The 22,197-nt window shown below is 43.1% G+C and carries 19 protein-coding genes and 1 other annotated feature (1 of these 20 running past the window's edge); of the genes, 11 read left to right on the top strand and 8 right to left on the bottom strand.

Annotated features, from left to right (window positions below):
- Positions 1 to 204 precede the first annotated feature (204 nt).
- From KHM83_RS08620 to buk, 4 genes are all read right to left on the bottom strand, one after another.
- Entirely contained in the window at positions 205 to 1,629 is a 1,425-nt protein-coding gene (locus tag KHM83_RS08620) for a sigma-54 interaction domain-containing protein (RefSeq protein ID WP_213236596.1), read from the bottom strand.
- Positions 1,630 to 1,650: 21 nt separating this feature from the next.
- On the bottom strand, positions 1,651 to 3,000 hold the full coding sequence (locus tag KHM83_RS08615) for an SLC13 family permease (protein ID WP_213236595.1): 1,350 nt from the start codon (positions 2,998 to 3,000) through the stop codon (positions 1,651 to 1,653).
- 153 nt (positions 3,001 to 3,153) lie between these two features.
- Entirely contained in the window at positions 3,154 to 4,047 is an 894-nt protein-coding gene (locus KHM83_RS08610) for a bifunctional enoyl-CoA hydratase/phosphate acetyltransferase (RefSeq protein WP_213236594.1), read from the bottom strand.
- Between the two features lie 44 nt (positions 4,048 to 4,091).
- On the bottom strand, positions 4,092 to 5,159 hold the full coding sequence (gene buk, locus KHM83_RS08605; protein ID WP_213236593.1) for a butyrate kinase: 1,068 nt from the start codon (positions 5,157 to 5,159) through the stop codon (positions 4,092 to 4,094).
- Between the two features lie 517 nt (positions 5,160 to 5,676).
- Between buk and KHM83_RS08600 the strand changes: the two genes are divergently transcribed.
- Both KHM83_RS08600 and KHM83_RS08595 read left to right on the top strand, forming a co-directional pair.
- On the top strand, positions 5,677 to 7,149 hold the full coding sequence (locus tag KHM83_RS08600) for a sodium:solute symporter family protein (RefSeq protein WP_213236592.1): 1,473 nt from the start codon (positions 5,677 to 5,679) through the stop codon (positions 7,147 to 7,149).
- Between the two features lie 13 nt (positions 7,150 to 7,162).
- The gene (locus KHM83_RS08595; protein ID WP_213236591.1) at positions 7,163 to 8,026 is read left to right on the top strand and encodes a beta-keto acid cleavage family enzyme; all 864 of its coding nucleotides are present in this window, start codon (positions 7,163 to 7,165) and stop codon (positions 8,024 to 8,026) included.
- A gap of 127 nt (positions 8,027 to 8,153) precedes the next feature.
- On the opposite strand, the gene KHM83_RS08590 is transcribed toward KHM83_RS08595, so the two are convergent.
- Positions 8,154 to 9,557: a sigma-54 interaction domain-containing protein gene (locus tag KHM83_RS08590; RefSeq protein ID WP_213236590.1), complete on the bottom strand. Its 1,404-nt coding sequence runs from the start codon at positions 9,555 to 9,557 to the stop codon at positions 8,154 to 8,156.
- A gap of 239 nt (positions 9,558 to 9,796) precedes the next feature.
- Here KHM83_RS08590 and KHM83_RS08585 point away from each other — a divergent pair, with 239 nt between their 5' ends.
- The 5 genes from KHM83_RS08585 (at position 9,797) to fabG (ending at position 15,603) form a co-directional block, all read left to right on the top strand.
- The gene (locus tag KHM83_RS08585) at positions 9,797 to 10,981 is read left to right on the top strand and encodes a thiolase family protein (protein ID WP_213236589.1); all 1,185 of its coding nucleotides are present in this window, start codon (positions 9,797 to 9,799) and stop codon (positions 10,979 to 10,981) included.
- 9 nt (positions 10,982 to 10,990) lie between these two features.
- Complete coding sequence (locus KHM83_RS08580; protein WP_213236588.1) at positions 10,991 to 11,845, top strand: 3-hydroxyacyl-CoA dehydrogenase family protein; 855 nt, start codon at positions 10,991 to 10,993, stop codon at positions 11,843 to 11,845.
- A 115-nt stretch (positions 11,846 to 11,960) separates the two neighbouring features.
- Entirely contained in the window at positions 11,961 to 13,520 is a 1,560-nt protein-coding gene (locus KHM83_RS08575; protein ID WP_213236587.1) for an acyl CoA:acetate/3-ketoacid CoA transferase, read from the top strand.
- 37 nt (positions 13,521 to 13,557) lie between these two features.
- Positions 13,558 to 14,850 (top strand): GntP family permease, encoded by a 1,293-nt coding sequence (locus KHM83_RS08570; RefSeq protein WP_213236586.1) that lies wholly within the window; start codon positions 13,558 to 13,560, stop codon positions 14,848 to 14,850.
- A 9-nt stretch (positions 14,851 to 14,859) separates the two neighbouring features.
- Positions 14,860 to 15,603, top strand: a complete 744-nt coding sequence (fabG, locus tag KHM83_RS08565) for a 3-oxoacyl-[acyl-carrier-protein] reductase (protein WP_213236585.1) — start codon at positions 14,860 to 14,862, stop codon at positions 15,601 to 15,603.
- A 147-nt stretch (positions 15,604 to 15,750) separates the two neighbouring features.
- On the opposite strand, the gene KHM83_RS08560 is transcribed toward fabG, so the two are convergent.
- Both KHM83_RS08560 and KHM83_RS08555 read right to left on the bottom strand, forming a co-directional pair.
- Positions 15,751 to 17,100 (bottom strand): SLC13 family permease, encoded by a 1,350-nt coding sequence (locus tag KHM83_RS08560; RefSeq protein ID WP_213236584.1) that lies wholly within the window; start codon positions 17,098 to 17,100, stop codon positions 15,751 to 15,753.
- 243 nt (positions 17,101 to 17,343) lie between these two features.
- Positions 17,344 to 17,781: a hypothetical protein gene (locus KHM83_RS08555; protein WP_213236583.1), complete on the bottom strand. Its 438-nt coding sequence runs from the start codon at positions 17,779 to 17,781 to the stop codon at positions 17,344 to 17,346.
- A 395-nt stretch (positions 17,782 to 18,176) separates the two neighbouring features.
- On the opposite strand from KHM83_RS08555, the gene KHM83_RS08550 reads away from it, so the two are divergent.
- Positions 18,177 to 18,725: a DJ-1 family glyoxalase III gene (locus KHM83_RS08550; RefSeq protein WP_213236582.1), complete on the top strand. Its 549-nt coding sequence runs from the start codon at positions 18,177 to 18,179 to the stop codon at positions 18,723 to 18,725.
- A 76-nt stretch (positions 18,726 to 18,801) separates the two neighbouring features.
- Here KHM83_RS08550 and KHM83_RS08545 read toward each other — a convergent pair whose 3' ends face one another.
- Positions 18,802 to 19,644 carry a hypothetical protein gene (locus KHM83_RS08545; protein WP_213236581.1) on the bottom strand — a complete coding sequence of 281 codons (843 nt, stop codon included), beginning with the start codon at positions 19,642 to 19,644 and terminating at the stop codon, positions 18,802 to 18,804.
- A 184-nt stretch (positions 19,645 to 19,828) separates the two neighbouring features.
- On the opposite strand from KHM83_RS08545, the gene KHM83_RS08540 reads away from it, so the two are divergent.
- From KHM83_RS08540 to nifU, 3 genes are read left to right on the top strand one after another with little or no spacing between them, the layout of a single operon-like run.
- Positions 19,829 to 20,284 (top strand): RrF2 family transcriptional regulator, encoded by a 456-nt coding sequence (locus KHM83_RS08540; protein ID WP_213236580.1) that lies wholly within the window; start codon positions 19,829 to 19,831, stop codon positions 20,282 to 20,284.
- Between the two features lie 21 nt (positions 20,285 to 20,305).
- A complete protein-coding gene (gene nifS, locus KHM83_RS08535) occupies positions 20,306 to 21,484 on the top strand; it encodes a cysteine desulfurase NifS (RefSeq protein ID WP_213236579.1) in 1,179 nt (392 codons plus the stop codon).
- 2 nt (positions 21,485 to 21,486) lie between these two features.
- Entirely contained in the window at positions 21,487 to 21,933 is a 447-nt protein-coding gene (gene nifU / locus KHM83_RS08530) for a Fe-S cluster assembly scaffold protein NifU (RefSeq protein ID WP_213236578.1), read from the top strand.
- 126 nt (positions 21,934 to 22,059) lie between these two features.
- Positions 22,060 to 22,197 (top strand) — a binding site (T-box leader) (it continues 69 nt past the right edge of the window).

Genomic DNA, 22,197 nt, shown 5'->3' with positions numbered 1-22,197 from the left:
TCTTTTCTGACAAATACAAAACTGTTAATGCATAAACTTGGGAAGCGCCGTATACGAGACCCGTACGTACGGTGCTGTGGGAGGTCGGGAAAGTTATTTAACTTTCTCTCCTACCCGATTGTTTATTTTTAAATGAAACGGCGATCATTTATTAATTACCATCATTTATAAATTACCATCATCTAAAAGGTTTTAATATGACTTTTAAAAGGTTTTAATCTGACTTTGACGCAGATTATACTTTTGAATTTTTCTTACAAGTGTCGAGATACTGATATCCAGTTTTTCTGCAATTTCATTGAGCGTCATTCTGGTTTTTAGATACCGGAGAATTGTGTCGCGTTCAACAGTTTCAGTCAGTTCTCTTAAGGTCATGCCTTCATGTTCGCACGCGTTATCATGCTTGTGATCGCGTAGGAGATCATCAGGGAGATACTCCGGCAGAATCCACTCATTAGGAGAAAAGACATAAAGCCTTTCGACGACGTTTCCAAGCTCCCTGATATTGCCGGGCCAAGGATATTGCATGATGAAATTTTGAACTTCCCATGAAAATTTTTTATACGTGCCGTTTTTATGATTGAGCTTTTCAAGCATGCCAATGGCAATTGGCACAATGTCTTCAATGCGCTCACGAAGCGGCGGGATATGAATGGGAATGACATTTAAGCGATAGTACAAGTCCATTCGAAAGCGTTTGGCATCAACTTCAGCTTTTAAATCACGGTTGGTCGCTGCGATAACGCGTGCATTCAGTTCCTTTTCCTTAATACCGCCAATGCGATAGAACTTGCGGTCTTGGAGGACGGTCAGAAGCTTGACTTGCAGGGAAAGGGGGAGTTCGCCAACTTCATCAAGGAAGACGGTACCATCTTTGGCTAATTCGAAGATACCCGGTTTCCCCTGCTTTGAGGCACCTGTAAAAGCCCCGGCTTCATAGCCAAACAGCTCGGATTCTAAAAGTGTTGCCGGAATGGCGCCACAGGAAATTTTAACAAAAGGTTTTGAATCATCATCCAATTGATGGACTAAATTTGCAAAGACGTCTTTGCCGACGCCGGATTCACCCGTTATAAGGACTGTTGAATCAATGTGCGCAATGCGTTCGCCGAGTTCAAGCATCCATTGTTTCGTTTTATCGCTACCGTTGATATTTAAATTTTTCTTTTCTTTTATCAGCTGATCTAGTTTCTGTTTTAAGAGTGCATTGGCGCGTTTCTGATCATCAAGTGCCTTTTCATATTCTTGGTGGATGACGTTGAGTTCATTTTTTAATCGATTAAGATCAGTAATGTCACGAATGTTTCCAATGACGCCTTTAAAGGTATTGTTATCATCAAAAATAGGAATGCCAGTAACTAAAATATCGTTGCCGCCACCGTTGATGTATTGAATCACTTCTGTATTGGAAACGCGATCGACGAATATTTTTTGAAATAATCGTGCAATCGGATAGTGCTTTTTTAGAAGACTGTCCAAATCATTGGACATGATAAATGTTTTAGATAAACCGGTGATCTGTGAATAGGCATCGTTGACGTAACAGATATTGCCGTTTTCATCTGTATACGTAACGCCGTCATACGAATGATCAAGTATCATTTTCATAATATCTGGCGACAGTGACATAAATTTCACTCCTTTAGTCTATTATGTCATAAAACGCCACCAAGGCAAATAGACAAATAATGCTGATAAAAGCATGAGCGGCAGCAAAGCGATACCGTATTTGATAACAGTCTTATTCTCATAATAGCCGCTGCCGTTTCCGAGTAGGATAATCACGTTGTGAAATGGCAAGATGATGTGACCGCATACAGCGATAAAAATGAGAAACATGATGACGATTGGCGATGCGATTCCGCTCGAAGTCGTCATTAACCCGGGAATAACGACGGACATTGTGGTTACATTGCTGCCGAGAATCATATGGAGCACGGTTGTAACGGCGAGGATGACAGTCGCATAAAGCGTATTAAACTGAGCCGGGAAAAATGCTGTAAATCGTGAAAACAAGACATCGGCCAACCCACTTGCCGTCATAACAGGCCCGATTGCAAAAGCAGCCGTTAAAAAGATCAACAAGTGTATATTGATGGCTTTTGAGTCCGATTTATTGACTAAGCCCAGTGGGATCATCGCTAATGTGCCAAGTGTTACGACGTAGGTGCCGCTGATTCCATGAAGGTCTTCTGTGGCCCATGCGATAAGTATAATTAAGATAGCAATGAGATGTTTTTTGTTTTGTGGTGAGAGCGATACCTTGGTTTTATGTGAGATAGTGCCGGCTTTATGCTGATAGGACAACAGTTCATTGTGAAATATTTTGCTGAACAGCAGTAGTGCCAAAATACAGTAAATTAGTGAAGGCAGTGCCATCCACTTGATCCATGTCAGCTCAGTGATTGGCTGATTACTCATGGTGAGCAGGGCGTTATTTAAAATAATGTCACCTCTGATCATCGTCATATTAATGAACATGGAGAAGAGAAAGACTGCAAACATTAAAACATTCTGAACCCCCTTGTCAAGTTGCATCTTATTAAAATATTGATAGAAAATATGTGAAAGGATAATAACGCGTGAAAAGGGTTGTGGTATGACAAAGATCATGATAAATGCCAATAAATAGATGATGGCGAGCAGTTTGTACTTCGTTTTAGCATTGCGTATGAGAAAAGGTTCAATGAGCAATTCGGCTAAACCGCTGTTTGCAATCCCCTGTGAGAAAACGAAAGAAAATACAATCAGTATAAAATTTTCTGAAAGTGGGAATTGAAGCAGTTTTGGCAGTGCCGGATGGCCAAACCAGTAAAAGAGTATGAGTGCAATGACGGAGGCGGCAGATTTATGAATGGCATTGTTGACCCAAACCGTAATGGTGAATATTAATGTGCTTAGGACGATGCTTTGTGCCAATGTTATTCCAAGTGGTTTAAGCATTAAAATAAGTATAGGTGCAATGAAACTAAGCAACAAGTTTTTTGTGTTTCGCGACATATATATCTCCTATAAAAGCGTGTCTTTAAAATGATAGCAAGGATCCTCTTTCTGAAAAGTTGAAGAGAGGAGGTGTGAGGCAGCGTTGCATAAGTGTTGAAAAGACAAGCGCTGCCTTTGTCAATGAAAAATAGGCGGTGTTTTGTAGGCAGGCTAAGCTGTATAAGTGGCAAGTGCAATGGAGAGTAATTTACCTTCTGTCGATTCTGTTCTGGATGTAAATACGACGGGGACATTGGCGCCAACAGTAGCGGCGACGACCTTCTTGCCGGCAATATAGGTAATACTTTTTGTCAGGGCATTGCCAACCAAGAGATTTGGTACGACGACAATGTCGGCGTGTCCTGCAACATCGCCTAAAATGCCCTTATGCCTTGCGGCTTCTTCAGAAATGGCGTTGTCAAAGGCAAAGGGACCGTCGACGATGCAGTCTTTAATCTGACCACGGTCACACATTTTTGATAGAATGGCTGCGTCAATCGTGTCCTGCATTTGCAAATTTATATTTTCAACAGGTGCTAAAATGGCAACTTTGGGTTTTTCGACGCCAAGTTGATGTGCTAGACGAACGGCGTTTTCAATAATGCCTTTTTTGGCCATAACATCTGGTGTGACACTGATGGCGCAATCTGTTAATAGCATTAGACCGCTTTGATCCGGTTTTTCAAAAATAGAAATTTGTGTAATTTGATTGCCGGCATTGAGTCCTTTTTCTTTATTAAAAAGCGCTTTTAAAAAGAGATTAGAATGAATAAGCCCTTTCATGATGGCACCTGCTTTACCGGCGACAATTAAATCAACAGCTCGATCGGCGGCTGCGGTATGGTCGGGCTCGTGAACGATTTCTATGGCCTCAGTTATTTGTGCTTCAGCCATGAGGGGTTCGATTTTAGATTGGTCACCAATAAGGATAAATGAAGCGAGAGACTGTTCAAGTGCCAATTTGACAACCTGAATGGTATCCATATCCTCTGCGCAAACGACGGCGATCTTTTTCTTTTCTTTTTGTTTTGCTGCGTTCATCAATGCGGTTAAATTATTAATCATAAGGTGGAATCCTTTCTGTAAATAATGGACAATAAAGTGTCCTTTTAGTAAATCAGTGGTTTTTCGGATTTAGTCAAGTAACGGTATGCATTTTCAGCAAGTGAAAGCATCTCGTTTTCCCCGGCATAGACATAGACTGGTGCAATAAAGTCAATATAGGACTTCAACATGTTGACAAACATTTCTGAATATGCAATGCTCCCGGTGAATAAAATACCTTTGATATCACCCTTCAATACAGCCGCGGCACCGCCAATTGCTTTTGCGATTTGGAAAGCCATTGCAGCATAGGCATTTCTGGCATCTTCATTGCCGGCACTGATTTTTGCTTCTACATCCAGTGCACTGGCTGTCCCTAAATAAGACATTAAACCACCGCCGCCAGTGATTTTTTTGAGCATTTCACGCTCAGTGTACTGGCCGCTATAGCACATTTTGACAAGATCGCCTACGGGCAGTGTACCGGAGCGTTCAGGCGCAAAAGGGCCATCCCCGTCGAGTGCATTGTTGGCATCAATCATTTTGCCGCGTTGGTGGGCCGCGACCGATACGCCGCCGCCAAGATGGACAACAATTAAATTGATGGATTCATAACTTAGCCCCTCAGATTCACAATGCCGCTTAGCAATCGCTTTATGATTGAGCGCATGGAATGAACTAATCCGCTTTAGTTCGCGAATACCTGAAAAACGGGCAAGTTCACAAAATTCATCTGTTACTGGCGGGTATGCGGTCAATGCTGGAACATGATGCAGTTTGCCAAATTCGTAAGCCAATGTACATCCGATACCCGCCGGATGAATACCATAAAGGCCGGTGTTGATGTCGTCAATCATTGGCTGTGTGATTTCGAAAATACCGCCGGGAATAGGTTTGCAGTTGCCGCCTCTGGATATGATCGCATCGAATTGATCGAGTACATAGCCGTGATCTGTCAGCCATTTATAAACTGCTTGCTTGCGATAGTCCTTCTGATCCATCGTATGTTCGAATGCCTTAAGTGCTTGACTGTCGTGCTGAATAGATTCTTTTAAAATTTCAGTCGTGTCCTTATAGACAGCCAACTTAGTAGACGTCGATCCAAAATTCATTACCAATACTTGATATGCCATGTTTCACCTCTTCATTATTATTCCGTATTCCGGTTCGATCTATGAATGATGCAAAAGATGTGCCAATAGGAATAAATGTTGAAATTACAACGATTTCTGTAAACGTCAAAGAAATGTATTTGCTTTGAAAGTAAAGATGATGTTTGAAAACGAGCGCACAATGCTCAAAAATGAGCATTCAGCTTGCTCGTTGATGTCTGAACAGACTGCAATGACTACTCTGATGAGGTATGATCACAAATGGGCACGAATGCTCGATTTTGATTGTTAAATGATAATAAAATAACAAATTATAATCAGAATTTGTTGTTGACTGCCATTAGAATAGCCAAAATGATGAAGCGTGTAAGATTGTAAAAGGCCATATCGACAGTTGTGAATACAGAAGATTTCAGTGCTATAGATAGGAAGCATTATAATTTCTAAAAGTTTGTTTGACAAAAAACAAATTAGTTGGCATCAGAATTGCTTTGATAGAGAAGCGATGCATCAATAAAATTTCAAGGGGTGGAAAAATATGTCCAGCAATTCAATTGCATTATTGGTTGTAGTAGCCTACATGGTAGCTCTCATTTCATTTTCCTTCTATGCGAGGAGGATGCAGGCAAAACGCGCGAAAACAGGTGAAAGCGGCGATAGCTTTCTATTGGCAAATCGCAGCTTTGGCATGGTTCTCGTCATGGTGACAATTATCGGCGTTGCGCTAGGTGCAAACGGTACAGTAGGGATTTCGCAGAACGGTTATGCTTTTGGCATCTCTGCAGGATGGTATGACGGTGCTTTTGCTGTCGGTATCGTTGCAACTGCATTTCTCTTTGTCAAGAAGTTGAGGAGTCTTAACTTAAAGACGATTTCGCAGATTTATGGCGACTATTATGGTGAAAAGACACGTTTTATCAGTTCAGTCGGCCAATTGTTTATGAACTTTTGCATTATGATTGCCCAGTTTATTGCAGGTGGTGCTATTCTCAGCAGTTTACTGCCACAGTACTTTACCCTCTCAAACGGCATGCTGATTTCAGGTGCAATCTTCTTAGCAATAGCTTCAATTGGCGGAATGATGTCGACGGGGATCACCAATGTTGTCAACATTGTACTGCTTTATATCTCGGTTATACTCGCCGTTATTTTCACATTGTCAAGTGTTGGCGGATGGGATGTGCTCGTTCAGTCACTGCCGGAGCCGGAAACATTCCTGCATCCGGTTGATGGTTTAGGGGTGGGTGTTTTCATTTCCTATTTAATCCTTTTCTTCGTGCATGTGCCAACCAGTCAATCAACTGTACAGATGATTTTTGCAGCAAAAGATGAAAAGTCAGCTTTCTGGGGCTATCTCATTGGTGGTCTGATGGTGTTGCCCTTCGGCTTTGCGACAGCCATGATCGGCATGGCGGCTCGCGTCATGTTTCCGACACTTGAAAATACGGCGATGGCACTGCCTTCGGTCATTATGACATTCCCCGGCGTCGTTGCGGGTATTGTGCTCGCAGGTATGTGGGCGGCTGATGTATCCACGGCAACGTCTTTGATCTTAGGCAACTCGGCGCTGTTCATCAATGATATCTACAAACCGATGCGTAAGTCAGATACACCTTTTGACGAAGTGCGCTTTTCAAAAATAGTCGGTGTTGTCTTTACCGTTTTGACACTATTCTGTGCCTTTTTCATTAAATTTTTATTGAAATTTATCACGATGGGATTATCGCTTTGCGTTGCGTATTTTATCATCTTGATTGCATCACTTTATTTTCCGAAACTTTGTAAAAACAGCAGTGCGATACTGACGCTCTTGGCAAGCTTTATCGTTGTCGCACTGTGGATGATCGTGCCGGCATTCAGCGGCATGTTTTCACATGTTATTTACCCTCAGCTCATTGTTTGTTTTACGGTATTTTTCCTGACAGCTTTCTTCGACAAGAAACCCGCTGCCTTCAGAATGAAGGGTACCGACGTTAAGACAACGGGGCAAGTCTTAGAAAGCAATTCATAATTAGGAGGAACGTATGGCTAGAAAAGTAATTATCACAGTGGCACTGACAGGTGCTTTTCATGGTAAAGAAGCAAATCCAAACTTGCCTGAGCAACCGGAAGAAATCGCACAGGCAGCTTATGAAGCCTATCAGGCGGGAGCATCCATAGCACATATACACGCTAGAGACAAGGATGGCGTCTCTTCAAACGACCCAGCTATTTTTAGTGAAATCAATCGACGCGTTCGCGAAAAATGCCCAATTATTATTCAAAATTCTACGGCACCTGCCAATAAACCGGGAACAGTAGCCGCAGATGGCTTGAAGGTCCTTGAAGCTGAATACTTGCCGGAGATGTGCTCACTTGACTGCTCGCTGATTGCCACAACTTGGAAAGACCGCACATTCATTTACGAATGGACGCGTGAATTCTTAATTGACGCGGCAAGACGCATGCGTGATCTCAACATTAAACCCGAGCTCGAGGTTTTTAATCCCACATCTATTGAAGATATTGTCAACTATGTTTATCCTGAAGGCGTCTTGGAAGATCCGCTTTCATTTAGTTTTGTTATGGGTATGGACAGAAACAGCCAGCAGGCAATGCAGTTCTCAAATGAGAACCTTGTACACCTTATTAACAAAGTGCCACAGGGAAGTCATTTTTCTGCATTGGCCATCGGCCCGCACCAGCTACCTGGCAGCGTTATGACGATGTTAATGGGTGGTAATATCCGTGTTGGATTTGAAGATAATATTTACTTTAGAAAAGGTGAATTGGCAAAGAGCAATGCACAGCTTGTAGAGCGCGTTGCCAACTTTGCCAGAGAATTTGGCTACGAAGTTGCCACGCCTGCAGAGGCACGCACTATTTTAGGTATCCCCCAGCTAAAATAATGCCTTGATTGCTGATGCGGCAATAATGAGATAATGAATGATGACATCATAATTTAATGCATATAAAAGCACTTGCAGCGAAAACGTTTGCAAGCGCTTTTTGTGGTGAGAGGATTCGATTTATCAACTAGTAATCAATGCTTTCACAGGCGAGTTCTTCAAATTGCTTTAGTTTTTTATAGAGCAATGTACGATGAATGCCAAGATAATCGGCAGTTTCACCAATACGCCCTTCATGTTTTTCGAGCGCTCTGTAAATATAGTGTTTTTCAACTTCACGCATATAATTCTTTAGATCGAGTTCGGCATATTCAGAAGCTGAAGTCATCCGAGAATGTTGGTGATTGATCATCTGCTTGGAAATCTCCAGCTGATCTCCTTGTGTGATGATAAAAATGCGCTCGATAATATTGCGCAGTTCTCTAATGTTGCCTGGCCATGCATAATCCATTAACGACAGCATTGACCGATCGGAAAAATACTTATTGGCATTGTATTTGAGATTATATTCCTGTAAAAAGTGATTTGACAGCTCGACAATATCTTCTGGGCGTTCGCGAAGCGGCGGCAGTTGAAAGGGGATAACGCTGATCCGGTAATAGAGATCATCTCTGAATTTGCCCTCGGTCATTAGTTGATGGAGGTTTTTGTTGGTTGCCGTGATGACGCGGACATTGGTTTTGATACGCGTTGTACCGCCGAGTCTTTGAATTTCTCCCGTTTCTAGCGCTCTCAGCAACTTGGACTGCATGGAAATCGGCATATCGCCAAGCTCATCTAAAAAAAGTGTGCCATTGTTGGCCATTTCGAAAAAACCCGGTTTTCCTTGCTGATTGGCGCCTGTAAAGGCGCCTTTTTCATATCCAAAAAATTCAGATTCGATGAGCTCATGCGGGATGGCTGCACAATTGACGGGGATAAAGGGCTCATCGCTGCGAGTGCTGTTGAGGTGAATAAATCGGGACAAAACTTCCTTCCCGGTACCCGATTCTCCTGAGATTAAAACAGTACAATCTGTTGTAGCAATGTTTTGAGCTGTATTGATAATTGTTTCCATACTCTTGCTTTTGGCAATGATTAGACGGCTTTTTTTGTTGACTTCGCTTAAGTAATTTGCTGCAGAACGGTAGCGCTGAGCAGTTGCACGCTCGTATTCAAGTTCTTTAATGTAAGAATCAAGCGTTTTTTCACTTCGTACATTGGTAATAGTCATCAGCACTTTGTCGTTTTCAATAATAGGCAGTGAGGTAGAGATAGAATTGCCGGTGATGGTTTTGACGCGCATGGTGATTGTGCGTTTTTGTTTAATGGCTTCAAGTGCAGCAGATCGGTCGTAAATGCCCATCTGCATCAACTCGTTGACATTGAGGCCGATGGTATTCTCCACAGATCGATTTAAATGGTGTGCAGCTGTGTGATTGATGAAGATGACATATCCTTCGCTGTCCGTTACAAAGATGCCGTCAAATGAACGATCAAAGATTTGCTTAATTTGAGAAATGGATATTTGAATGTCCTTTTCCAGTCGCATTGCTACCTCCGTTTAGATGTACTGGTTTTGGTTCGAAAAAATAGAGCTTTGGGAAGGTTATGTATTTATTATGATACATCGGATTGTTCGTTTCTGCAATCTGTGCTGTCTTTCAATATATGATTTTTCGTTGATATTGTGCCTTTTACACCCCTTCGTGCCATGCTGTTGAAACAGTTTGGCATTTGTTTTGCTCTTAATAGATTATTGCAAGAAATATACCAGTCTAAGGAGGTAACATGTTTAAAAATGTCTATATTCCCTATGGGAGTTATTACAGCACACCTTTCTGCAAGTGGCAGGGAAGTCTGCAAAATGAAAATTCAATTGTACTCGGTGCAAAGACCAGCCGTCGATTTTTCGATTTAAAACAAATTGACACGACACTGATTGATTACCTTTATTTTGGTCAAACGGTTTTGCAAAAGGGCAGTTTTTACGCACCGACCTATGCGGCGCACTTAATGGGACTTCCCGATTTGACAGGACAGGCAGTAACGCAGGCCTGTGCGACATCGACGACGGCAATTTTTGATGCCGCGTTGGCAGTAGAGGCAGGGTATTTAGATGCGGCCTATTGTCTTTTTACAGATCGACTCTCCAATGCACCGCATATCGTATGGCCAAATCCGGCAGGTCCCGGCGGCGAAGTCCTTTCTGAAAATATCAATCTCGATAACATGGGCTATGATCCCTCTACGGGATATGGCATGCTGACAACTGGTGAGAATGTTGCAAAAGAACATGGCTTTACGAAAGAAGAAGCGGATGAAATGACGTGGATGCGTTACGAGCAGTATCAGATGGCATTAGCAGATGACAGGGCGTTCCAAAAGCGCTACATGCTGCCGATTGAACTCGCATCACGGAAAAAAACCGTGGTGATCGAAATGGATGAAGGGATTGCAGCTTCATCGAAAGAAGGGTTGGCAAAATTGAAACCCGTTCAAAAAGACGGTATTTTGACATTTGGCTCACAGACACATCCTGCTGACGGCAACGTCGGTCTCTTTGTCACCAATCAAGAAAAAGCCAAAGCGCTTTCAAAAGAAGCGGTAACTGTACAGGTCGTAGGCTATGGCTATAATCGCACGAAAGCAGCGACTATGCCTGCGGCACCGTCAGGTGCTGTTCAGATGGCACTAAAAAATGCCGGGGTCGCGTTAAAGGATGTAAAAACATTTAAGAATCATACGCCATTTATCGTTAATGACTTGCATCTTTGCAAGACGCTGGGGCTTAAATGGGATGCTGTAAACAATTACGGCACATCCGTTGTATTTGGTCATCCGCAGGGGCCGACACTGGCGAGACTTGCAATAGAAGCAATTGAAGAGACCGTATTAAAAGGCGGCGGTTATGCTGTCGTCGCAGGCTGCCATGCAGGTGATTCGGCTGCGGCACTGGTATTAAAAATAGATTAGGAGGTATTTATGGCTATTCAAAAAATTGCCGTTATCGGCGCAGGGGCAATGGGAACCGGTATTGCACAGATATCGGCACAGTCAGGTTATGATGTTATTTTATATGATATTGCAGAACCAATGCTGCAAAAATCAAAGGCGAATATTGAAAAAGGTATTGCCAAACTCGTCCAAAAAGGCAAAATGTCCGCTGAAACAGGTGATGAGGTTATGGAGAGACTGTCGTTTACCACAGTGCTGGAAACAGTGAAGGACGTCGATCTCGTGATTGAAGCCGTCATTGAAAATTTAAAAGTGAAACAGGATGTCTTTAAAAATCTATCTGCACTTTGTGATGCACATACAATATTTGCGACCAATACGTCGACGATGTCCATTACCAAAATTGCTGCTGTGACAGATCGCGGTAATCAGTTTGCAGGCCTGCACTTTTTCAACCCGGCGACAATTATGCGCCTTGTCGAAATCATCAGAGGCTATTATACGGATGACGCAACGGTTGAAGCATTGCAAACCTATGTTGCGTCACTTGGCAAAGAGAGCATTGAAGTGAAAAAGGATTCGCCGGGGTTTGTCGTCAATCGCCTCATGCTGCCGCAGTTTAGAGAAGCCTATTTGGTGTATGACGAAGGCATTGCATCACTTGAAGATATTGATAAGGCGTTGAAACTAGGTCTTAACCATCCTATGGGGCCATTTGAACTCATGGATTATACAGGGCTCGACATTGCCTTTGATTCATTTGAATACCTTTATAGTGAATTTGCACTGCCTAACTGGGCGCCGCCGACAGCGCTTAGACGTATGATCAATGCCAATCGCCTCGGCAAGAAGACAGGCAAGGGATGGTATGACTACGAATAGGCGTTAAATAAAAGCTATTTGTGAAGAAACAAAACGTTAAGCATTAAAGACAGAGACCGCATCGCCCTGAAAAGCGATGCAGACTGTCGAAACAAAAAAATAAGGGGGCAATAGCATGTCAAAAGTCATCACATTGGAACAGTGCGTAGATTTGATACAAGATGGTGTATCCACCGTTTGGACGACAGCGGGACTGGCGGGTTTTCCGGAATATATAGCAGACGGTATCGAAAAGCGATTTTTGGAAACGGGGAAACCGCAAAACCTTACAGCTATACACAGCTGCGGCTGCGGCGACGGTAAAACGCGGGGCATGAATCATTTGGGACACGAAGGACTGCTTGGCAAAATTATTGCAGGTCATATTGGAGAAGCGCCTAAAATCGGTGAACTAGTCAGAGCGGATAAAATAGAGGCGCACTTGCTGCCGCAGGGCGTTATGTCGCATCTTTGGCGCCACATTGCCGGGAAAAAAATGGGCGTTATTACGAAAGTCGGACTTGGTACTTTTGTCGATCCGCGGCAAACCGGCGGCAAAGTATCGCCTTGTACGAAAGATGAACTGGTAAAAGTGATTGAGCTGGAAGGCGAAGAATGGCTGCTCTATAAGACGTTTCCAATAGATATTGCCTTTATTCGCGGAACGACTGCCGACGAAAAGGGAAATTTAACCATGGATAAGGAGCCGCTTTTCTTAGAAGCAATTTCAATGGCGCAAGCAGTCAAAAACGGCGGCGGCATTGTCATAGCACAGGTAGAATACGTTAGCAAACCATATCAACTTCACCCTCAAAGCGTTAAAGTTCCCGGCAATTATATTGACTACATCGTCGTTGCACCACGTGAACAGCATATGCAGACGAAAGGGACGGTCTTTAATCCTGCGCTGAACGGTGATGTTAAGATACCACTAAATGCGATACCGAAATTGCCATTAATCGATCGAAAAATCATTGCACGCCGAGCGGCGATGGAGCTCACCCCCAATACGGTTGTCAATCTAGGCATTGGGATGCCGGAGGGGATTGCCAGCGTTGCGGCGGAAGAAGGTGTCAGCGATTATATCACCATGACGACAGAGCTCGGGACTTACGGCGGGATTCCGGCAAGCGGTGTAGATTTTGCCACTGCTTATAATGCTGAGGCAATTATCGATCATCAGTACCAGTTTGACTTCTATGATGGCGGCGGACTGGCGGGGGCTTTCTTGGGACTGGCTGAAACCGATCAGTTTGGGAATTTAAATGTCAGCAAATTTGGTGAAAAAGTGGTGGGACCAGGCGGTTTTATTAATATCAGTCAGAACTCTAAGAAAGTTGTATTTTGCGGCACCTTTACGGCCGGCGGTTTGAAAACTGAAGTCAAAGACGGGAAGCTTGTGATACTCAAAGAAGGTGCGAAACAAAAATTTGTTGAGCAAGTCGATCACATTACTTTCAGCGGACAATATGCCAGCCAAGTGGGTCAGCCGGTTCTCTATGTAACGGAACGCGCTGTCTTTAAACTCGAATCAGGGGGCTTGACGCTTATTGAAGTGGCACCGGGCATTGATATCGAACGGGATATTCTGTCTCAAATGGCATTTAAACCGAGGATTTCTGAAGACTTAAAACAGATGCCGGCAGAGATTTTTGAAACGAATTGGGGCGGTTTACAAAAGGTTATGAAGCTGTAAGCACTTCATATATAATCTATTATAAGGGGGTAAATTTATGACGGTTTTGAGTGGTATAGGCATACTCATTGGTTTTGCTGTGTTGATGTTCGGCGCATGGAAGAAGGTTAATCTGCTCGTGGTTACTTTGGTCGTCAGTGCCATTATTGCCGTCTTCAGCGGTATGAATGTCGCTGAAGTGTGGACTGGTCCATACATCGACGGGTTTATGGGGTTTGCGGGGAAATACCTTCTCCTCTTCTGTTTTGGTGCCTTGTTTGGCAAAGTACTGGAAGACAGCGGCGCTGGATGGCGCATCGCAAATACCATTGCCAGCAAAGCAGGCGACAAATGGTCGTTGGCCACTTTTGTCGCTGTAACACTCATCTTACTCTACGGCGGCGTCAGTATATTCGTCATCGTCTTCTTTATCTTGCCAATTGGCAAGAGCTTATTTAAGAAACTTAGAATTCCGTGGTCCTATTTTCCGGGTATTGCGATGCTTGGGACTATTCCGCCCGTTGGGATGCTGCCGGGGAGTTTGCAGCTGCTCAACATTATTCCTACGAGTTATTTTGGGACGACGCTCATGGCGGCGCCAGCTATTGGTTTAAGCGTAACAGTACTTTATTTTATCATTGGTTATTTGTACATTAAATGGATTATGAAAAACAGCGAAAAGCATTTTGACTTGGAAGAATTTAGTTTAACGCAATCCATTGAACTCGATGAAGCGGCGCTCAACGAATCAGCACCGTCATTCTGGCTCTCAATTTTACCAATTGGTTTGGCGCTCGTTATTATCAATGTCTTAAAAGTGGATATTGTCTTTGGTCTTATTATTGCTAGTGCCGTTGGGATCGCAATCTTTAAAAAGTCGATGGGAAATGTGCTGGATACGGTAAATGCAGGGGTTGCCAATGGGATCTTACCGGTTATTTACGTTTCAGTTGTCGTCGGTGTCGCGCGGACCGTAGCGGTAGCGCCGTTTTTCGAAGTTATGAAAAACTTCTTGCTGAACTTGAGCATTCCTGGTCTTTTTAAAGTCGTAGCGACGACCTCTATTTTATCAGCGATGACAGGATCGTCTTCAGGCAGTATGACGATGATTCTCGAACTCTTCGGCAACGATTTTCTATCATGGGGATATAATCCGGAATTATTGCACCGTTTGATATCAACGGCTTCATTAGGATTTGATTCATTGCCGTGGAACTCTGTCGTCGTCGTATTCTTCACTCTAAGCGGCGTTTCTTATGCGAAGGGCTATAAACACGTCTTTGCGACAACGGTGCTCATGCCGCTTGTTTGTACACTGGCGATTATTCTAATGGGTTCTGTTTTTTACTAGGAGGCTGATATGCAATTAGATAATCAAGTCGCAATCATCACAGGTGCCGGTAGGGGGCTTGGCAGAGCAATGGCCTTGGAGCTTGCCAGCGCTGGCGCCATTGTGGTGATCGTCGATATTAATCGTGAAAATGCAGAAGCTGCTTGTGAAGAAATTTTAGGAAACGGCGGCAAAGCAGCGTCATATACTGTCGATATTACGAAACGGGAGGCAGTTGCCGATATGGTACAGAAAGTACATGAGACATACGGTAAAATTGACCTCTTGGTTAACAATGCCGGGATTACGAAAGATCGGTCATTCTTAAAAATGTCCGACGACGATTGGCAGGCTGTTATTCAGATCAATTTGACATCTATGTTCATCTGTACACAGGAAGTTGTCAAAGTGATGGCAGCAGGTGGTGCAGGCGGCAATATTGTCTGTGTGAGCTCACTATCAGGCAATGAAGGCAATTACGGACAGACAAACTATGCTGCATCAAAGGCAGGTGTGATCGGTTTCGTCAAAAGCCTCAGCAAAGAATTGCCGCGCTATAATATAAGAATCAATGCCATTGCGCCAGGCTTTATTAAAACGGATATGACCGACCGTATTCCAGAGGCTGTCCAGCAAAAAATTATTTCAAAAATACCAATGCAGCGCCCCGGAATGCCGGAGGAAGTTGCAAAAGTCATACGCTTTTTAGCGTCATCTGACAGTGATTACATCAATGGTCAAACGATTAATATCAACGGCGGTATATACGTCTGATGCGTTAAAGCGGTTAGTGATCATCAAGCAGAAATAATGAAGCAACTGAAAACACCTGACAAGGTATTAACTGTCAGGTGTTTTTTATGCAGTCAAGAGACTGTTCAAAGCGCTGTATAGATATTTAGTGACTTTAGGAACTGCGTGTTAGAGAACGAGATGCCACCAAGGCAAATAAATCAAAAATGCAGCCAATACCATAACCGGCAGCAGCCATAGGCCGTATTTGACCACCGGCTTTGCGTCATAGAGACCGCTGCCATTGCCGATTAGCAAGATAACATTGTGAAACGGCAGGATAAAATGACCGCAGACGGTGATGAAAATAAGGAACATCATGACAATGGGCGAAGCGATACCGGATGAAACAGTCATCAGTCCCGGGAGAGCTACAGACATGGTAGTAATATTGCTGCCGAGCACCATGTGTAATAATCCCGTTACAAAGAGCACCGCCGCTTGGTAAACGGTGTTGAATGTTTCAGGGAATATATGAATAAAACCTGAGAAGAGAATATCTGCCAATCCGCTGACTGTCATGACTGGGCCAATGGCAAAAGCGGCTGTCAGGAAAATAAGCAAATGGCCGTTGACAGATTTAAGATCATCTTTATGCAGCAGCCCCATCGGAAACATAAGTAAGGTACTGATGATGACAACGTAGGTACCGCTGATGCCGTGGAAATCTTCTGTTGCCCAAATGATGAGCATGAGGACAAGGACGATTAAATATTTCTTTTGAGAAGTGGTGATCCCCGTGTGCGCCTGATGCGAAAACGCGGCAGATATTTTCTGATAGGTTGTTAGTTCAGCGTGGAAAATAAAGCCAAAGAGCAATAGCCCCAGCAGGCAATAGACTAAAGTAGGCGGGAACATGATCTTTAGCCACATCAGCTCGTTAATGTGTTGCCCGCTCATGGTAATGAGCGCATTGTTTAAAATAATATCGCCGCGAATCATCGTCATATTGATAAACATCGAAAAGAGGAATACGGCGAAGATTAGTGGCTCTTGAACCGCTGCCGGAAGTTTTAATTTTTCATAATATCGGCTGAAAATATGGGATAAGATGATAACTCTTGAGAACGGCTGTGGAATGACAAAGATCATTAAGAACGCCAAGAGAAATATTATGAAGAGCAGCCGATACTTTGTCGTGGCGCGACGGAAGAGAAACGGTTCAATAAGAACTTCCGGCAGGCCGCTGTTGGCAATGCCTTGGGAAAAAACAAATGCAAATACAATGAGAATGAAATTCTCAGAAAGCGGAAACTGAAGCAATCGCTGTATTGGCGGATGGCCAAATGTGAAAAAAAGCAGAAGTGCCATCAGTGAAACAAGTGTTTTATGAACGGCGCCATTGACCCAGAGGGTTATGGTCAGTACCAGTGTGGCAAGCACCATTGCTTGGTTAAAAGAAAGATTAAACGGTTTGACAACGATGATAATCAGTGGGACGATGAGACTGATAAACAGGTTCCTCATTTGAACATTCATAGACAACTCCTAAGCATTATTGAGCATTAAAATGCGCCTTCTATAATACTGATGCAAGAGCGGTGCCAAGCATGAAAGGCGGATTTTGCAGGTGATTTGTCAGATGTTATGTATCAAAAGTGCAACTGCGGTATTAATAATGGTTGCAAATAGACTTCGTCAGATGAAATGACAGGACAATAAAAAACTGTTGAACATTAAAACGAATTAAATGCTCAACAGCGTTTTCAGTTTCATGAGATCTTATTCTATTTTGTCGTCTGTCGGATCAGTTGCTTCTGAGGCGTTTGCCGTTTCGTTCATTTCAGTTTCACTTGTTTCCGCGTCTTCACTTTTTGCTTCATCATCACCACAATGACATTCGCAATCGTCTTCACAGGTACACTCGTCTTCACAATCACAGTCTTCTCCATCACAGCCGCAACAGCATATTTCTGGAACAAAACGATCTTTAAGTGATGTAACGGTTTCCTTTAAGTCATCACATTTTGATTTGATGAATCCCTTTTCTTTATCGACAACGTCTGAAATATCAATGGTCATCAGTTTGGGGGCGATGAATTTTCGGGCACAATACCCTGCGATAAATCCCAGTGCTGCACCAGTCACAAATGAATCTCGATTTTTTTTCTGTTCCCGTAGACGACGTTCTTCCTCATATCGTTTCATATGACCAAACATAAGCAGCCTCCTCTTTACTTTTCATATTGTTTACCCTATTATAGACGAAAAATGCAATGGGTGTATACGGTTTCATAAATTGTTCAAAAATTATTTGAAGAAATTGCAGTATTCAAATTTTAATCGGTTCACTTTCATAGCACTTTTTGGAAAACCTCAATTTGGCAGCTTGTCGAGAAAGTTCAGTGAAAGGGTATTCTTTAATTGCCTTATTAACTTTAATATTGATGATGGATGATTGAATACCGCATCGTATGTGTATGAATCTTATTAAAAGGTCAAGAGCGGTAAAGAGGCGCTTTTACGCAAGACGGAGAGCTAACAGATTACCGTGGCGAGTTGATAGAGGGCTATTATGAAATTCCTCTAATGATAAAAGGAAGGTGAAAGAGCGGATGATTTACATATTTTTTTCTGAAGGATATGAAGAAGTCGAAGCGATTGCAGTTGTTGATGTTTTAAGAAGAGCGGCTTGCGACGTGACAATGGTAGGCGTTGATGATTTGAAAGTTAAAAGTACACATGGCATTGAAATGACAATGGATAAAATGCTTTCCGAACTGTGTGACCCCGTGCAGGGAGATGTCTTTATTTTACCGGGTGGACAGCCGGGAACCGGCAATTTATCTGAAAGTGTTATGCTTAAGCAGCTGTTTCAAAAGGCGTATGAGATTCATTGTACCGTTGCGGCAATTTGTGCTGCGCCGACGGTTTTAGATCAGTGGGGCTTAACAAGGGGCAAAATCCTTACATGCTATCCGAGTTATACCGCAGAAATTAAAAATGCTGATGTCGTTGATCGTGATGTTGTGTCAGAGCCGGGATTGATTACGGCCAGAGGGGTTGGTGTTGCACTTGAGTTCGGACTTGAAATCGTAAAACACTTAAAAGGCAGTGCTCAAAGTGAAGCACTGCGCAAAGCGATGGTGATGCCATCATCGTAGCCATCGTGATCAGTTCAATCATAGAATGGACTGTGTTTTTAAACGGCGCATAAAAGGTGCTCTGCATTGGCGTCTGTTAATGCCAATAGATTGCAGTGCTCGTTTTGTTCTTTGTTCCCTTGGCGACAATTTCATCTTCTTCACTGCCGGTGCCGACTGAGATGACTAGTTCATAGTAATCATAAAGGCCTCCGAGGTTATCCCCATTTGGCGTATCTAGTTCTTTATAAGTGGCAGAGGCTGCGCCTCCAAGTGCTTTTAGCGTGATTTCAGCCAGAGCCTGACTTCGCTTGACATCTGTTCCCGGTGAGACCAGAATGCCGATGCCAATGGTATTGTCTTGCGGTGTGATGGCAACATCAACTGCGTCGTGGTTTTTAAGTGTTTCTGCCACGGCAACGGCGATCATTGATTCTGTAATTGGAAATTCAGGATCATTGGTCTCTGCATCATTATTGCCAGAGAGTGCACTGCCGCCGGGAAGGCTTTCCTTGCCGTCCAGATTGACATCCAAATCGTCATAAGGTCTACTGAGTTCACAAACGGCAATGGCAACTGCAACGACTAAAATAAGTCCTATTATCAATTTGATGGGCTTTTTTTGTTTTGGTTTTTCGGCAACGGTCTCAGGCCCCATTTTTTTTAACAGGCGTTCTCGTATCGTTTCAAATTTGCTGAGGATCCCCGAGACTTGATCTTCGTTAATCAATTTAATGGCGCGTTCACAAATGTCCAGTGCTTCTGGAAATCGGCCGCGCTTTTCCAAGAGTCGAATGGCACTTTCATATGTTTTTGAGATTTTTGGCGTATAGTTTTCAAAGATTTCAATATAGATGTCTAGTGCGATTTCTTCATTAATCAGTTCCATTTTTTGTGCTCTTTGTGTTAGATTAAAGAGTTCGTTCCTCTTTTCTGACATAGTATCCCCCTTGGCAGTTTCTAATAAAAGTATCGGTAAATGCTTATGATTTGTTAAGTGCTGAAGACGTATTTGTAAATAATTTTTGAATGCACGTTTTAAAGTTGACTCAATTAATCGGATATATTATAATGGTTATGATTTCATAGTAAATGACTAGGAATTAAACAAAGGAGACGAGACATTGAAGCTATCCACGAGAGGGCGCTACGGCCTAAAGGCAATGTTCGACCTTGCGTTGCACTTTGGCGACGGGCCGATTTCACTGACGAGTATTGCAGAGAGACAGGCGATATCCGTAAACTATTTGGAACAATTGATATCACCGCTCAGAAAAGCAGGACTTGTTAAGAGCGTTCGCGGTGCCCAAGGCGGCTATATGCTGGCGAAGGCGCCTGAGCTGATCACTGTCGGTATTATATTAACAACACTGGAAGGCCCATTGGCTCCAACAGACTGCGTCGCCGATGACGATGAAGAAACTTGTGATCATACACATTATTGTGTGACAAAGGTCATTTATGAAAAGATATATGAAAGTATTAAAGGCGTTGTAAACGCCATAACACTCCAGCATATGATTGATGATTTTCACGAGAACAGCAATCATGTCATTGAAAATATCTGCGAGTGCAAATAGAAGTGTGAGGAGACGGCCGCAATGAAGCAAATTTATTTGGATTATTCAGCGACAACACCCGTGAAACGTGAGGTAGTTGATACGATGCTGCCATATTTTACTGAGATATACGGCAATGCATCCAGTATTCACGGTTTTGGTCAAGAAGCAAAAAGTGTACTTGAACAATCGAGAAAATCAATTGCCGAAACCATTAATGCCACGCCGGATACATTTTATTTCACAGGTGGCGGTTCTGAGGCGGACAATTGGGCGTTAAAAGGCGTTATGCGGGCGAACCGCAAAAAAGGCAACCATTTAATTACGTCGAAGATTGAGCATCATGGTATACTGCATACATGTACGGCACTTGAAAAGGAAGGTTTTGAAGTGACGTATCTCGATGTTGATGCAGAGGGGATGGTCAGTCTTGAAGCGCTTGAGGCTGCTATAACAGATCAGACGGTGCTGATTTCAATCATGTTTATCAATAACGAAATCGGTACGATGCAACCGGTAAAAGCGATTGGCGAAATCGCGCATAAACACGGTGTACTCTTTCATACAGATGCCGTACAGGCTTATGGCAATGTTAAAATTGACGTTAATGAAATGAATATTGATCTCATGAGCGTATCCGGGCATAAGATTTATGGGCCGAAAGGCATTGGCGGCCTCTATATTAAAAAAGGCATTCGCATTCAAAATATTATTGAAGGCGGCGCACAGGAACGTAACAGACGCGCAGGCACTGAAAATATTCCGGGAATTGTCGGTTTTGCAAAAGCAGCTGTTATGGCAGATGAAAATCTGGAAGCGCACCGTGAGAAACTCATTTATCTAAGAGACAAACTTGCAAACGGCATCATGGATGTCATTCCATATGCGAAGTACAACGGGCATCCAACCGAGCGCCATCCTGGCAATGTCAATATTTGTTTTGAATTTATTGAAGGTGAAGCGCTGCTGCTGAGTTTAAATGCAAAAGGGATTGCAGGATCCAGTGGCTCCGCATGTACATCGGGTTCTCTCGATCCGTCACATGTGCTCTTGGCAATCGGCTTGCCGCATGAAATAGCACACGGCTCACTTAGGCTTTCAATTGGTGATTTTACGACAGAAGAAGATGTTGAATATACAATCGAATCACTGAAAGAGATCGTTCAAAAATTAAGACTGATGTCGCCGCTATACGACAAGGTACTCAAGGAGGGCAAATAAGGATGCTTTATACAGAAAAGGTTATGGATCATTTTATGAATCCAAGAAATGTGGGCGAGATTGAAAATGCGGATGGCGTTGGCGAAGTCGGCAATGTCAAATGTGGTGATATCATGCGCATTTATATAAAAGTTGAAGGTGATCAAATTGTTGATGTTAAATTCAAGACATTTGGATGCGGCTCAGCGATTGCAGCATCTTCTGTTGCAACGGAACTCATTATGGGTAAAACCATTGATGAGGCGCTTGCGCTGACCAACAAACAAGTGATTGACGAGCTCGGCGGTTTGCCGCCGGTAAAAGTACACTGTTCTGTCTTGGCAGAGCAGGCACTGAAAGCGGCCATTTACGATTATGCCACTAAGAATGCACTGACATTCAAGGGGCTTGAAGGTTATGATCCCGATGAAGATCATCATGATCACGATGTGGTCGATATTGAGTTTTAAGCCATTGTAGTATATCATTGAGGGAAAGCGGGTGAGGTACAAGGTGCCATACCTGCTTTTTAACATTATTCGTGACAATGAATGTGGATTTGTGGTAAAATAGAGACAACTTAAGAAAACTGTATTGAAAAAGCATTGAAGAAGAGGAGTAGACACTGCCAAAAGAGAGGTGCTAACTGGTGAAAGGCATCATGGTGTTGAAGCAGCTTCCGAGCTCCGGGATTGAACTGACAGTAGGTTCCGGCGTTTTGCAAACGTTATCCA

It is taken from the genome of Fusibacter paucivorans (assembly GCF_018390735.1).
Classification (GTDB): domain Bacteria; phylum Bacillota; class Clostridia; order Peptostreptococcales; family Acidaminobacteraceae; genus Fusibacter; species Fusibacter paucivorans.
The sequence above is the reverse complement of the archived record's forward strand: the minus strand, read 5'-3'. Positions and strand labels throughout refer to the sequence as shown.

Coding starts and splice junctions, on each gene's coding strand:
- KHM83_RS08575 (WP_213236587.1), top strand. CDS start 11,961: ATGTCAAAAGTCATCACATTGGAACAGTGCGTAGATTTGATACAAGAT.
- KHM83_RS08620 (WP_213236596.1), bottom strand. CDS start 1,629: ATGTCACTGTCGCCAGATATTATGAAAATGATACTTGATCATTCGTAT.
- KHM83_RS08545 (WP_213236581.1), bottom strand. CDS start 19,644: ATGTCAGAAAAGAGGAACGAACTCTTTAATCTAACACAAAGAGCACAA.
- KHM83_RS08570 (WP_213236586.1), top strand. CDS start 13,558: ATGACGGTTTTGAGTGGTATAGGCATACTCATTGGTTTTGCTGTGTTG.
- KHM83_RS08590 (WP_213236590.1), bottom strand. CDS start 9,557: ATGCGACTGGAAAAGGACATTCAAATATCCATTTCTCAAATTAAGCAA.
- buk (WP_213236593.1), bottom strand. CDS start 5,159: ATGGCATATCAAGTATTGGTAATGAATTTTGGATCGACGTCTACTAAG.
- KHM83_RS08560 (WP_213236584.1), bottom strand. CDS start 17,100: ATGAATGTTCAAATGAGGAACCTGTTTATCAGTCTCATCGTCCCACTG.
- KHM83_RS08550 (WP_213236582.1), top strand. CDS start 18,177: ATGATTTACATATTTTTTTCTGAAGGATATGAAGAAGTCGAAGCGATT.
- fabG (WP_213236585.1), top strand. CDS start 14,860: ATGCAATTAGATAATCAAGTCGCAATCATCACAGGTGCCGGTAGGGGG.
- KHM83_RS08610 (WP_213236594.1), bottom strand. CDS start 4,047: ATGATTAATAATTTAACCGCATTGATGAACGCAGCAAAACAAAAAGAA.
- nifU (WP_213236578.1), top strand. CDS start 21,487: ATGCTTTATACAGAAAAGGTTATGGATCATTTTATGAATCCAAGAAAT.
- KHM83_RS08615 (WP_213236595.1), bottom strand. CDS start 3,000: ATGTCGCGAAACACAAAAAACTTGTTGCTTAGTTTCATTGCACCTATA.
- KHM83_RS08595 (WP_213236591.1), top strand. CDS start 7,163: ATGGCTAGAAAAGTAATTATCACAGTGGCACTGACAGGTGCTTTTCAT.
- KHM83_RS08580 (WP_213236588.1), top strand. CDS start 10,991: ATGGCTATTCAAAAAATTGCCGTTATCGGCGCAGGGGCAATGGGAACC.
- KHM83_RS08600 (WP_213236592.1), top strand. CDS start 5,677: ATGTCCAGCAATTCAATTGCATTATTGGTTGTAGTAGCCTACATGGTA.
- KHM83_RS08585 (WP_213236589.1), top strand. CDS start 9,797: ATGTTTAAAAATGTCTATATTCCCTATGGGAGTTATTACAGCACACCT.
- KHM83_RS08555 (WP_213236583.1), bottom strand. CDS start 17,781: ATGTTTGGTCATATGAAACGATATGAGGAAGAACGTCGTCTACGGGAA.
- nifS (WP_213236579.1), top strand. CDS start 20,306: ATGAAGCAAATTTATTTGGATTATTCAGCGACAACACCCGTGAAACGT.